A 14,257-nucleotide genomic window follows, 5' to 3' on the forward strand; every position below is an offset into this window, starting at 1 on the left:
TTAATTTACTCTAAATGCATATTAAAATACCACTTCTGAAAGCAGTAAAGCGTCCAAACACGGAATGTATTATCTTCTATTTCATTTAAATGATTGTAAACCAATTTTTGGATTTCTAGAACATTAAAAAGACCTTGTTTCTCCAATTTTTCTGTTACTACGTAAGACATTAATTCCTCTTTAAGTGTAGATTTTAACCAATCCCCAACAGGTACTCCAAAACCTTTCTTTGATTTCTCTAAAAAACCTTCTGGAAATTTATCCTCAAAAGCCTTCTTTAGTATATACTTTTTATTATTCCCATTAAGCAAATAATGCTCTGGAAGAGTGTGAGAATAATCCCAAAGTTTTTTATTTAAAAAGGGCGCCCTACATTCCAACGAAGTCAACATACTTGTCCGATCCACTTTTACAATCATATCTCCTTCCAAACTTATCATTCTATCCACATTACGAAAATCGTTAAGTGTTTTAGGATTAGGTATTCTCTCTTTGTAAAGACTCAAAGCATCTTTTACTAACCATTCTTTCCTAAGAAAACGTGATAGTTCAGGCTCTTGAAAACCTAACTTAACCATATTATAGTAAAACTCTCCCCCGTAGTCAATGGCATTAACTGCTTTTCGCACTTTAAATTTCAATCCCCGCTGATCCTCTTTTTGTTTAGTTAAAAAGTCTGACACTTTTTTTATCGTACAATGCAAAGCCTTTGGCACTATTTGCGTATATCTTTCATTTATTTTTCCTATAAGATATTTGTTATATCCTCCAAAGACTTCATCTCCTCCATCTCCTGTCAGAGCTACTTTTACATATTCACTAGTTTTTTTTGCCACAAAAAAACTAGGCAATGCAGAAGAGTCAGCAAACGGCTCGTCAAAATTCTGTAGTACAGAAGTTATTTCGTCTTCTAAATCTTGTTCTTTAAGTATAAATTGATGATGTGTAGAGCCTATCTGCTTAGCTACAATTTTTGATTTATCCGACTCGTCAAACGATTTTTTATCATAGCCAATAGAAAAAGTATTAATCTTTTGCCCCATTTCTTCAGCTAAACAAACCGTTACAATAGAAGAATCTACTCCACCAGACAAAAAAGTACCTATGGGAACATCAGAAATACTTCTAGAAAGAACACTTTCCTTTACCAAATCCCTCAATTCCTTCTTAGCATCATCAAATGAAATCTCTCTCTTATCAAATTTACCTTCAATATGTATTTTTTCTAATCTAAATTCATTCGCAACCAAATCATACTCTATAAAGTGATTGGGTTCTAACTTATAGACTCCCTCATAAATTGTAAAAGGTGCGGGTATATAAGTCAACTGAAAGTAAAGATTTAATCCTTCTTTAGAAATAACTCGTTCTTCTTCTGAAACCGACATTAAAGATTTTAACTCCGAACACCAAATAAGTCCTCCCTTTGAATTCTGATAATATAGGGGTTTCTCCCCAAAGAAGTCCCTTGCTATAAATACTTTATTAATAGACTTATCATAAATAGAGAAAGCAAACATTCCGTCTAACATTTTGAATGCCTCTTTCCCATAAACTTCATATAACCTTAGTATAACTTCGGTGTCAGAATTGGTTTTAAAGGTTTTTCCTACGGATAAAAGCTGCTTTCTTAAACTTTGATAATTATAAATTTCACCATTAAAAACGATAACCTTAGTTCCATCCTCTGAAAAAATAGGTTGCTTACCACTAGACAAGTCAATAATAGAAAGCCTACGCATAGCAAACCCTATAACATTTTGCTCTTTTTGCTCTACAAAGAACCCATCTTCATCTGGTCCACGATGAAAAATTCTTTGATTCATTATTTCCAGCTTCTTTATCGCTGAATCAGAATTTATATCTTTTAAAATAAGTCCATTAATACCGCACATCAATATTTTTTTTCAAAATTACAACTATTATCTTAATAATTAAAAAATTATATAATACTACTGCACTGGTTTGGAAGATTTAGAATACAAGATTACCCCAATGAAAATAAATGGTAAAATCATTACTTTCATTCTATTAGCTAATCCCAAATTATATATGTATACTGATATAATAATCCAAATAGCTACTCCAAGCGTTATGAATAAATTATTTTTCCGTTTTGCTCTAATAATATAAAAACCTAATATAAAAACAGTGTAAATGAGAAGTATTAGATTTTCCATGGACGCTAAATTCTGTGTGTAGCCTTTTGCATCAAAAAATAATGGACGATACATTAGCATTAAAAAACGTTCGTAAAAATAGGTTTCACCTAATCTGATAGGACTATGCCCCAAGCCATTACGCAGAAAGTTAAATTGTCCAAAACTGGTTACAAATTCCAATAAATTTTGAAGTGGAGATATCTTGAAGTGAAAAAAAATCAAAGCACAAAATATCAACATGAACACAAATATTAGAAGTGAAATTTTTTGTTTTGTACTAAGATAATAATAATACCCACGGTGATAAAACAGAGTTACAATTAGAATAACTATTGCTATATGTGGGCGAATAAACATGAGGGCTAGAAATAAAAACTGTAACCTAAATTTTTCTTTTTTTATTGAAAAAACTAAACCACAAATGAGAAAGAAGAAAACAGAATCTTTACTGATAAAACAAGTCCAATAATGTATAGATGGCAATAAAAATAAAAGTAATACGCTCAAGTATGATAAAGAATTATTACAAGTTTCCTCTTTGACTACGAGATATAAAAAATAATATCCTGCCAGAGAAATAAATGAGAAAAAAAGGGTCAAAACTTCGTAAGTTATGCCAAATTTCACAGGGATTGAGAGAGCAGCTGCTAAAATTGTAATCCCCCAGTCTCCTCCTTTTTGAAATTCAGCTCCTGCTAACTTAAAAATTCTATGTGAATCTAAATGTCCAAAATTATCAGGACTATTTAAAACTAAGCCTAAAATTATTAAATGGAATAAAATACAACATCCAAAAACAATCTTATAAAAACTTTCTCCCTTTACTTCTGTTTGCATCTAAAGTTTACTTTTTATCATATCTGCATATCTCTCCCCCCATATTTGATATGAATAGTATTCCTCAACACGCAATCTACCCTTAACTCCCATTTCCTCAGCGATTAATGGATTTTCAAGCAAGAATCTAAGGTACTTTTTCCATTCAAACAAATCATTAGCTATAAAACCGCAATCTTGAGTTATAATTTCCTCATTTGCTGGCAATTTAGAGGCTACTACAGGAATACCACTAGCCAAATATTGTATTAATTTAAACCCACATTTCCCTTTCTCCCATTCGGTTTCTTCTAAAGGCATAATCCCAATTGTACTCTCTGCTAAAAGTCGATTTTCGGACTCTGCACTCCAAGAAATATATTCAACATTTATACGAGAATCTAGCTTAATTTCCCCTCCTATAATTCTTAAAACAAAATCTATATCGCTTGACAACTCAACAAAAATAGGCTCAAGCAATTTTAAATATTTCACAGTAGATGGTGAACCTATCCAAACTATTGTCTTCGTTTTTGAAATTATATTATGAATCGGATATTTATCTAAATCAATCACCGTAGGCAAATAAATTAAATTCCCCTCCTTAAACTTAGTAAAGTACCACCTATTTCCAACAGTAGTAAATTTAGAGTGTTTAACCAACTCAGATATTTTGTTTCCTAAAATTTTATTTTTAAGTCTAGAAGATTGATAAGATGCTGCGACATGATCATCAAAATCTAATGCATAAGGTTTATGATTTAGAAAAAGCTTTTCTAGCCATAAAGGCAAAAAAGGAAACATATCCTTTTCAATAATAAAAGCATCATACCGTCTATAATTTTTTAAAAGAAATATTATACGTTTTAAGACAGCTAATAATTGTAAAAAAAATAAATAAAAACTTCTATTATTATATATTTTTTTGATATAATCGTCGTCAAAAAGTGGCTTAAACTCTATATCTAAACCTACCTTTTGAAAATATGGATAATAATTATAAAAACGGTATCTAGAGCTTGGACCCGCTACACCATATTTGGACAAGAGAAGTATCTTTTTTTTCATTCAACGCAGTATTAATTATTCAACCATAGTAATACTTTTTCTTTCATTCTAAGTGGAATATTATTAGAATACATTAACTTCCATTTAGACCACCTAGATTTTTCATTATTCACCATATCAAAATACAGTTTAAATCTACTTTTTTTATCTGGATATAGATTGACAAGAATCTCTATCAATTTCTTATCTGGTTCCAAATAAAATTTTTGTTTTAGATTAAGTCGTTTCAACTTATCTATGAATGTATTACTTCCAATAAGATTTGCACCATGCTGCCTATACCACATTGTAGGTTGTGGTATATAAACTCTTTCTCCAAATAATTCTGCCATAAAATGAATATACCTATCATGGATATAAATATTATTTGGGAATGGTAAAATCTTATTTTTTAAAGACTTATTAATCATGGACGAAGCTCCCTGTACAAAGTAGTGAAAATAAGAGTTTTCTATTCTTTTATTAGAGGCAGGATTATCATCTAAAAACAACCCTCTTTCATTTAAATCGCCATCGGTTACCATACAGTTTGAGTGTAATAAGGTAGGTGTATCTGTAGGTTTATAATAGCTGAGAAATGTTTTAATTTTATCCTCATACCAAACATCATCTTGATCTGCAAGAAAAATTAAATCCCCACTACATTTTGTTAATAGATACTCTACATTTTTGACGAGCCCAAGGTTATTATTTAAATCTTGATATAGAATAACATTCGGATATTTATTAGAAAAACTCTTGATAATATTTACCGTATCATCCTTACTCCCATCATCTCTGAGATGTATAGTAATATTTTCATAAGGCTGTTGTAATATACTTTCAATTTGCTGAGCTATATGTTCAGACCCATTGTAAGTAGGAATAATAACATCTATTTTCATTTTACATCAATCTTAAGATTTTCACCCAAATTTTTCATTTGAGACTGAAGCATAAAAACATCCTTTTTCGTAGATTTAAAATTAACTTTAATATTTGTGTTTTTATTTTCATCATAGGAGAGAAATTCAGCTCTAGAAAGCCCCCTAAATTGGAAATCTTCAATATTAATTTTCCCTTTTGGTTGCTGTATGTTACTATTATCACTAGCAAATCTTAAGCTTATCCCAAGATAACCTGTATCTACCTTTATGTTTTTGATATTTATCTGTCCAATATCATAGGTTTTACCTGATAAATTTTCTAAAACAGCTAAAAAACCATGTGTTTCGTTGTTAAATAAAACAAGATTTTTAAAATTTAAATTATAAATAACATCTGTATTCTTGTCTGGCTCTATATCAATACCTGCGTGAGGTGGTGTTCCAGATGTATTAGCTGCACAAAATTTATCAACTAACAAGTTCTGTGCTGTAATAATAGACATCCCATTTCTACGATTATTATTAACATGAGATTTAACTACTTTAATACTATCATTTAATACGCTACCGGTTACAGGAGAAATTCCTAAGTATATGCCATCTCCCCAACAATCATTAACCCTAGCTCCATAGACAAGGATATTTTTGGCTCCCCTTATAGATATTCCCATACCCCATTCTCCTCCATTTCCTAAATGAGTTTTTCGATCTCCTATAATGTTTGGAAAGTAAATTGAAACATTTTCTGCATCATGAATTCTTAAAATTTCATACTGCCCCTTATCACTAGCCTTTAAAATTAATTTAGAATTAGGATTAAAATAGATTTTCCTATTAGAAGGTATAGACAATCCTCTATCATTTATCAAAATTGGAAAATTTGGAAAAATAACATGACTATACTTATCAATAGCATTTTGTATTTGTTCTGTATAATCTACATCTCCTCTTGTTGAATAATTTTTAGGGAGTGCTCTAACCAAATTATACGGATTTAATATAGTTTTTCTTACACTGTCTCTTTCTGCTCTAGATATAAATACCATTTCCTCATAATTTTTGGGAAGATACTTATATGTGAATTTCTGACAGCTACTGAGAGAAACAGTGCAAAATATTACCAAAATTGTATACAGATTAGATTTTAACATAAGTAGTTTAAATTTGAGGTAAAAAATGTTATCTAAATATTAAATTGCTATTAAATGTTTTCTCAATTACATCAAAGTACTCTCCTTCATTCAATGATAAAAATATTAAATAAAAACTAACTCCTCCCCATAAATACAACATAAATTTCATTAAGAACACTCTTAATTTATCTTGCTTTGTTTCCCGTCTATAAAAAAATATTACGGACAAGTAGATATAGGATAGTAAGCTTAAATTCATAGTTATCCTAGAAAAATCTCTTATAAAATATTGTGCTAAGATAAGGTAGTTTGCGTATTGTACCAATTGAATAAATATTGGGAGGTATTTCTTATAAGACTCATTCACTCTACTTTCCCATAGATAAAACTTATTATAATAATGCCATAGTATAAAATTATTGATAATAAAAAAAGGTATAAAAAGAGCAATAGTCCCTAAATAAGTAGAAGTAGCCTCCAAATAATCACTATATTTAGGATTAATAGCTGTAACCAATGGCTCCGCTATAGATTTGGGAACAGCCAGTAGTATCAACATCCCAATAATTATGGCAATATTACTTTTTGAAAGCTTGTTAAAAAAGGAAAATTTTCTTACTAAAAAAAATGGTAATAAAATTAACATAGAAAAATGGCATAATACAGATAAAATATAAAATGCCCAAAAAATTATTTTCCTTTTTTCGTAGTATAAAACAGCAACTAAGAATACTGATATAGCTAAAAAGTTTCTTATTTGAATTATATTTAAAAAATAAGGAACAATAAAAAAAATGGATAATACGAAAGCTGGCGACGGGGTCGTTTTTTTTAGAAAAAACAAAAATAATATTAGAGTTAAAGCTGCATATACTCCTAAAAAATATTGAAAATCTTCATTTATGTAATGGACAAACTCAATCAGTTTGATATGTACCAGTTCTACCGCTAACCTAACATAATCTAAATCTATATTATAAAAATGAATTTCATAATTAAATAAGTCTGGAGTCCAAGTTATAAATGCCTGTATAATAAAAAAAATACTACCACTCATAATCAAGAAAATATTCTTGATTTTCATCCCTCTACAAAAAAACTCCAACACTCCTAAAAAAAATAACAATAATAAATAGTAATAGAACATACCTCTAACTTTAACATTTACTATAGATCAATCTATACAAATTTAGAACTTAATCCTCCAATCATAATATTTTTAACAAAAATCACTTATTTTTTCCTCTTAAAAAGTTCATAGCCCAATCTTACAATTCTCACAGGAATCAAGCATAGTATAAATAAAATCAATATATTAGCATTAGAAAAAGACTTTATATCTCTCTTTCGTTTCTCAAGTTGCTCCATATTAAGCATAGACTTAGCTCGCATAACTATCAGACTTTTATAGCTAAATATTCCCGTATTTAAAGAATGTTGTCTTACAACCTTATCAACATCTTCTTGTCTAAATTTATTAGGGAGATTTATAAGCATATTTTTATAATCATCTATAAAAACACTAAACTGATTGCCAGACCAATAACTTTCTTTTTTCCTATTGCCGTATATTATTTTTTTATTAATCCAATATAATTGAATTTTCTTTTTATAGGCAGCCCAAAATATTAAAGCCAATTGAGGAAAATTTTTAACTAATTGAATATTTATACATTCTGTGAATAAAGCTCTTCTATTGTAAATTATCGCTCCTGACATAGTTAAATGCCATCCTAAATCTAACAGTATGCATTTGGGATCAGTATATATATTATTATTTGGTAGAGGCTCACTACGACTCTCTGCATTAAAACATATAAAATCATAGTCCTCATTTTCTATAATTTCAAATATCATAGAAAATGCTTCCTCTCTTATTATCATAGAGTCCCCTATATACCAAATATAGTCTTCTTTTGGTAGAGACATAGTAAACAAGCAGTTATGATCATGCCCCAAAGAAGGAGTATTTTTATAATAATAGATATTATCATAGTACTCCTTTTTCAAATAATCAACTATCTCTTTTGTATCATTATTTGTGCTATCATCAGATATATAAACTGGTATATTATATCTACTTAGTTCATTTATAATCTTTAAAAGATTCTCCTTCAAAATCTCAGGACGATTGTATGTAGGAATAGCAAGAGCTAACGTTGGTTTGTGCCTATCTATATTTTGATTTTGTGCCATTCTGCCTTTTTGTTTTAAAAACATTATAAACCCATGGGAAACCTATCACTACAACAAAAAAAGTATAGCTTATAACAACCCCATCTACACCATACTTGTTACCAAAAAATAAAGTCCCTCCTCCTGTTAATATACCTAAAACAATAGAATATATTAACAATGGTTCTTTTTTGTGACATCTTAGGTATAATGCTAAAGAGGATACAACTTGATTAAAGAATGTAGCTATAGACAATAGAACAAAAAGTTCCATCGATAAAAAGCGGTTAGCGTATGAAATTTTAAAATATCTAAGAAAAGCAACAGCTATAACTACAATGAGTAATCCCACTAAAGTAGCCACTAAAGTTTGTATTAAATTTTTTTTAAAAGCTATATCTAACATTTTATATTCTCTTTTAGCAATAAAACTAGAAAACATAGGAACCTTAGTATTCATCCAACTCATAAAAATTGTTGAAACACCACCTAAGACAGCTATTGTTACTCCCATCTGCCCTGCAACAACAGCTCCACTTGTAGCAAAAACAACAGGATTGAATAATTGATATACAAAATAACCGCTAATCCAACTCAATGCTATTTTCCATTGAAGAGGGAAGATTTCTCTTTTGTAACTCACACTCCATTCACCTCTTTCTTTCCACAGAGCTAAAAAGATATTCTTATTCTTTGATAAGAAAAATAAGAATGGAAAAATTAAAGATGAAATCATCAAAGATATCGCAACAGAATAAAGTTTACACCCCATCATCAATAATGCAAAAAGTATAAAAAGCTGAACACTCTTCTGTATTAATCTAATCTGAGCCACATACTTAATCAAATTAATTCCTTCCATAAAAGAGAGAAGGGGGGAAAAAAACAAATTAATAGATGTTGCTAATGCAAGTAACATCCATGGAAAAGACCACTGTACCGTACTCTCTCCTCTGTATTTAGAAAAGAATACATTTCCTATAATGAGTAAAAGACAAAAGAGCAATAGGGAAATAATAACATACCACTTTACACAAAACCTAAATAACGACGACAACCTAGACTTATATTGTAAATCTCCTTCTATTTTAAAATCTTTTCCTATTCTAAGATATGCAAATTCATGTGCCACATACTGAGTTACTATACCAGTAAAACCTAATTCAAAAAAAACTTGTATTGCAACTAGACTGGAGAAGGTATAAAAATACCCTTGCTCTATCTTTGATAAATAGTTTGTTATAAAAAATATGGATATTAACCCTCCCCCTCCTTGAATTACCCTACCTAAAACAGTATAAAAAACAGCACCATCTAGACCTATTCGTTCTAATATATTTCTAATTTTTTGCATTCAGGGCTGTTCTTATGTTATAATCTATCATCATAGTACGAAAGAATTCCTTTCACATCGTACACCACTACATTGTCTTTTTTAAGCAGAGATAAATCCAATGTCTTAAATTCTCTATGAGCCACCCCTAAAACTACGGCATCAAACTTTTGAGATGGTAAATTCTTAGTGCTTTCAATACCATACTCATGTTTAACCTCTTCAGGACAAGCCCATGGATCATAGGTTGTTACTTTCACTCCAAAATCTTCTAAAGCTGCAATCACATCTACAATCTTAGTATTACGGACATCAGGACAATTTTCCTTAAAAGTCACCCCCAGCATCAAGACCTCCGCATTATTTACAGGAATATCTTTTTTTATCATCGCTTTTACCACTTGTTCCGCTACATATTTCCCCATAGAATCATTTAAACGACGACCAGCCAAAATAATCTCTGGATGGTAACCATATTCTTGAGCTTTTTGAGCTAAATAGTAAGGATCAACACCAATACAATGCCCTCCTACTAAGCCTGGTTTAAATGGCAAAAAATTCCATTTTGTTCCTGCTGCTTCCAAAACTGCATGAGTGTCAATACCCATGAGACTAAATATTTTTGCCAACTCATTTACAAAAGCTATGTTGATATCTCTTTGGGAATTTTCAATCACTTTAGCCGCCTCTGCAACTTTGATTGTCGGAGCCAAGTGAGTCCCTGCAGTAATAACAGATTTATACAACTCATCTACTATTCTACCTATTTCAGAAGTAGAGCCAGATGTAACCTTTAATATTTTTTCTACAGTATGCTCTTTATCACCTGGGTTAATTCGTTCGGGAGAATAGCCTGCATAAAAATCTTCATTAAACTTCAAACCAGATACTCTTTCCAATACAGGAATACAATCTTCCTCGGTTACTCCAGGATAAACTGTAGATTCATAAATCACAATATCTCCTTTTTTTAATACTTTCCCTACAGTTTCACTAGCTCTTATTAGAGGAGTCAAAACAGGACGATTATTTTTATCCACGGGTGTTGGTACGGTAATGATGTAAACATTAGCATCTTGAATATCATTCAAATCAGCAGAACAGTATAGCCCTATTTTTCCGGTTGGAAATGGATTTTCTTGAACCAATGCCGCTTGTAAAATATCATCTGCTACTTCTAAAGTGTCATCGTGCCCTTGATTGAGTTTTGCAACACGCTCCTTATTTATATCAAACCCTACCACAGAATATTTAGTAGCAAACAATCTTGCTAAAGGCAAACCTACATAGCCCAAACCGATAATAGCGATTTTATTTTTCATTTTACTTTTTATTAATTTATTTCAACCTCTTCCAATACCAATCCACTGCTTCTTCTAATCCTTGCTCAAAAATATGTGTTGGAGCATAGCCTAAATTTTCTTTTGCTTTATCAATAGATGCCAAGGAGTGAGGAATATCTCCCAATCTATTAGGACCATGCAAAATCTCCACCGCCGCTATCTTTTCATCATATTTTGACAAATATTTTTTCAGCAATTCTGCCATTTGTTTAATAGTAGTCCTATCTCCTACCGCCGTGTTATAAACGGTATTTACAGCTTCCGGATTATCGGTTAACATTGCTAACTCATTCATCTGAATCACATTATCAATATAAGTGAAATCTCTTGAGTAACTACCATCACCATTGATGGTTGGCGACTGATAATTCATCAACTGAATCACAAATTTTGGAATAACCGCTGCATAGGCTCCTTTAGGGTCTTGTCTTCTACCAAAAACATTAAAATATCTCAAGCCTATGCACTCCATACCATAAGTACGACTAAACACATCAGCATAGAGTTCATTAACATATTTAGTAATCGCATAAGGTGACAGTGGCTTTCCAATAACCTCTTCTACTTTTGGTAACGATTGGGAATCTCCATAAGTAGAAGAACTTGCTGCATACACAAAGCGTTTAACTTTAGCATCTCTAGCTGCTACCAACATATTAAGAAATCCCGAAACATTAACTTCATTACTTGTAATTGGATTTTCAATAGAGCGAGGAACAGAACCTAAAGCGGCCTGATGTAAGACATAGTCTACTCCTTCACATGCCTCATTACAAATCTCTAAGTTCCTAATATCCCCTTCAATTAATTCAAATTTTTCATTCTTAAAAAAAGGTTCTATATTGTATTTATGACCTGTGGAAAAGTTATCTAAAACTCTTACTTGATAATTTTTACTCAAAAAGTGTTCTGTAAGGTTCGAGCCAATAAAACCTGCCCCTCCAGTAATTAATATTTTCCTGTTATTCATTTCTCAGGTTTTTAAAATTTATCCTTCAATTTTTGAAACCATGTCTTTTCATCAGCATTATATCCATAGCCATATTTGTTTCCATAACCAAAATTACTTTTACTTACATCATTCAATACAAAACCTACATTCTTAATTCTATTAGCATTGATATTTTTATTAGCAAAATCTATCAATTCTTTATCTGTATACTTAGAGCGTGTTACATAAACTGTTGCATCTGCTAAATCAGCAATAAGGAATGTGTCTGTTACTAACATTAATGGTGCTGTATCTATAATGACATAATCATAATTAGGTTTAAGCTGTTCCAAAAGCTCCTCATATCTACCGTTGGTTAAGAGTTCCGTTGGGTTAGGTGGAATACTACCTGAATAAATCACATCTAAATATGGGTTAAACGAACTTTGATGAATAATAGTTTCCAACTTAGTTGTACTATCATACAAGAATTCTGTAAGTCCTGCTAATCCTCTTCTAGACTCATTATATCTCTGCAACTGAGGATTTCTGATATCTGAACCTATAATAATTACCTTTTTACTAGGAGTAGCCAATGTTAACGCTAAGTTAACAGAGGTAAAAGTTTTCCCCTCACCTTTAATAGTAGAGGTTACCTGAACCACTTTGCCCTCAGCTTTCTTAGGAAGCATAAAATTCATGTTAGTAATCAAGATACGAAACGCCTCTGCTATTGGTGTTAAGTCATTCAACTGTACAATATCAGATTGACCTTTTTCTATGCTAGGAAGCTCTGCTATGACAGGAGTGTTAGAAATTTGTTCTATATCATGCTTAGTTTCAATTTTATTATCAAGAAGTTCTTTTAAATAAATAAGTAGAAACGGAATAAGCAATCCTATTACTAATGCAACTAAAAGAACTATCATTTTCTTAGGAGCTACAGGCTTATCAGAAGCATACACATTATCCATCACTCTAGCTTTATTACCTGTAATAGCAAGAGAAATAGCTGTTTCCTCTCTTTTTTGCAGTAATAAAAGATATAATTGTTCTTTTATTTGTTGCTGTCTCTCAATCCCTCTAAACATTTTTTCTATAGCAGGAATCTTTGAAATTTTCCCTGATATTTTATTCTGTTCACCTTGCAACTCATTGCTTCTTATTTGTAAGCCTGAGCGTGTTTTTTGTAAACTTTGTAAAATAGAACCTCTAAGGTTATTAAGCTGTTTAGATAGATTTATTACAGCTGGATGTTCAGGAGTAGCAGATTCTAACAATCTATTTCTCTCCAAAACCAATTCGTTATAGGAAGCTATACCAGAAGATGCCGTAGGATTATCTAAACCTATTGCTGAAGGTAAAACTTGGTAAGATGCCTGTTTACTTAAATACGAAATAAGCCCATCTGTAAGTTGTAGTTGTGCATCTATATCAAGTTGCCTAGCTCTAGCTTCTGCAGTACTCTTTAAATCAAGTTCTGCTTCTGCCTGAATATCTGTAATTTTATTTTGAACTTTAAATTGTTCTTTTTGCGTTTCTACATCTCCTAACTCGTTAGAAATAATCTTAATTCTACTTTCTATAAACTTCATAGTCTCCTCAGACTGTGAGTTTTTATCTCCTATTGCATCAGCATTATAAGCTGTTACCAAACAATTGATAATATCTTTAGCTTTATCTATATTCGCTGATTTCATAGATAACCCTATAACTGTAACATCTTTATTAACAAGAGCCACATTAAGCTCTTTTTGTAGCTGTGTTACTCTACTATCCCTATCAAGTATAGATATCTCCAGCTCATCTATATTACCCGCTTTTTTAGAATCAAAATTTGGGTTTTTACGAATAATAATATTAGCGAATGGTAAACTAATAGTTTTTCCAAATGTAGCACTCACTTCTGACGAGAGTTCATCCGATAGCAATGTAACCTTATTATTTTCAATAGACAATTTTATTGGTTCTTCGAAAAAAGGCTCATCTTTTTTTTCTGAAACAATATTTACTATAATTGGTGAGGTTTCCCCGTAAAGTTCTTTTCTTCTAAAACCATCCTTGGCAGTAATAGAGGTTTGTAAGTTTTTTGCCTCTACTACAGTAGTCATCAGTTTTTTAGACTTAAATATTTCTATCTCATTATCTATACTGTTAGTACTCATTCCGCCTAAGCCAGATAAATCCTTCAACATATCTGCCTCCATATTTCCACTACTACTTCCTTTAGTACCTTTGATAAGAACAGATGATTCGACTTTATATACAGGAGTAGCAAATTTTAAATAAAAAAATGCTAAGACTAATGCCAAAGCAATTGAAACAACAAACCAAACCCAATTTCTCAAATAAGGCTTAAGAATCTCTCTAATGTTAATTTCATCTCCTTCTCCTATAGACAGATTAGATAGTTTTTTATCCATTGTTATT

At 31.0% G+C, this 14,257-nt stretch carries 11 protein-coding genes; all 11 read right to left on the minus strand.

All coding sequences use genetic code 11. The annotated features are described in order from the left end of the window. Positions 1 to 5: 5 nt before the first annotated feature. The 11 genes from asnB to RA0C_RS04760 all read right to left on the minus strand — a co-directional run bounded on the left by asnB (position 6) and on the right by RA0C_RS04760 (position 14,250). Positions 6 to 1,895 carry an asparagine synthase (glutamine-hydrolyzing) gene (asnB, locus tag RA0C_RS04710; protein WP_013446896.1) on the minus strand — a complete coding sequence of 630 codons (1,890 nt, stop codon included), beginning with the start codon at positions 1,893 to 1,895 and terminating at the stop codon, positions 6 to 8. 57 nt (positions 1,896 to 1,952) lie between these two features. Then, positions 1,953 to 2,999 carry a hypothetical protein gene (locus RA0C_RS04715; protein ID WP_013446897.1) on the minus strand — a complete coding sequence of 349 codons (1,047 nt, stop codon included), beginning with the start codon at positions 2,997 to 2,999 and terminating at the stop codon, positions 1,953 to 1,955. Continuing rightward, the gene (locus RA0C_RS04720) at positions 3,000 to 4,046 is read right to left on the minus strand and encodes a glycosyltransferase family 4 protein (RefSeq protein ID WP_013446898.1); all 1,047 of its coding nucleotides are present in this window, start codon (positions 4,044 to 4,046) and stop codon (positions 3,000 to 3,002) included. It abuts the gene before it with no gap. Between the two features lie 11 nt (positions 4,047 to 4,057). Beyond that, entirely contained in the window at positions 4,058 to 4,930 is an 873-nt protein-coding gene (locus tag RA0C_RS04725; protein WP_013446899.1) for a glycosyltransferase family 2 protein, read from the minus strand. Next, entirely contained in the window at positions 4,927 to 5,958 is a 1,032-nt protein-coding gene (locus RA0C_RS04730; protein ID WP_014411263.1) for a hypothetical protein, read from the minus strand. The genes RA0C_RS04725 and RA0C_RS04730 overlap by 4 nt, the downstream gene beginning before the upstream one ends. 133 nt (positions 5,959 to 6,091) lie before the next feature. After that, positions 6,092 to 7,102 (minus strand): EpsG family protein, encoded by a 1,011-nt coding sequence (locus tag RA0C_RS04735; protein ID WP_231919857.1) that lies wholly within the window; start codon positions 7,100 to 7,102, stop codon positions 6,092 to 6,094. 176 nt (positions 7,103 to 7,278) lie between these two features. Beyond that, positions 7,279 to 8,241, minus strand: a complete 963-nt coding sequence (locus tag RA0C_RS04740; RefSeq protein WP_013446902.1) for a glycosyltransferase family 2 protein — start codon at positions 8,239 to 8,241, stop codon at positions 7,279 to 7,281. Beyond that, entirely contained in the window at positions 8,216 to 9,574 is a 1,359-nt protein-coding gene (locus tag RA0C_RS04745; protein WP_013446903.1) for a lipopolysaccharide biosynthesis protein, read from the minus strand. Before RA0C_RS04745 ends, RA0C_RS04740 begins: the two co-directional genes overlap by 26 nt. A gap of 17 nt (positions 9,575 to 9,591) precedes the next feature. Beyond that, the gene (locus RA0C_RS04750; protein ID WP_013446904.1) at positions 9,592 to 10,875 is read right to left on the minus strand and encodes a nucleotide sugar dehydrogenase; all 1,284 of its coding nucleotides are present in this window, start codon (positions 10,873 to 10,875) and stop codon (positions 9,592 to 9,594) included. A 16-nt stretch (positions 10,876 to 10,891) separates the two neighbouring features. After that, positions 10,892 to 11,866: an SDR family oxidoreductase gene (locus RA0C_RS04755; protein WP_013446905.1), complete on the minus strand. Its 975-nt coding sequence runs from the start codon at positions 11,864 to 11,866 to the stop codon at positions 10,892 to 10,894. A gap of 11 nt (positions 11,867 to 11,877) precedes the next feature. Continuing rightward, positions 11,878 to 14,250 (minus strand): GumC family protein, encoded by a 2,373-nt coding sequence (locus tag RA0C_RS04760; RefSeq protein ID WP_013446906.1) that lies wholly within the window; start codon positions 14,248 to 14,250, stop codon positions 11,878 to 11,880. Between the last annotated feature and the right edge of the window lie 7 nt (positions 14,251 to 14,257).

It is taken from the genome of Riemerella anatipestifer ATCC 11845 = DSM 15868, from assembly GCF_000252855.1.
Taxonomy (GTDB): domain Bacteria; phylum Bacteroidota; class Bacteroidia; order Flavobacteriales; family Weeksellaceae; genus Riemerella; species Riemerella anatipestifera.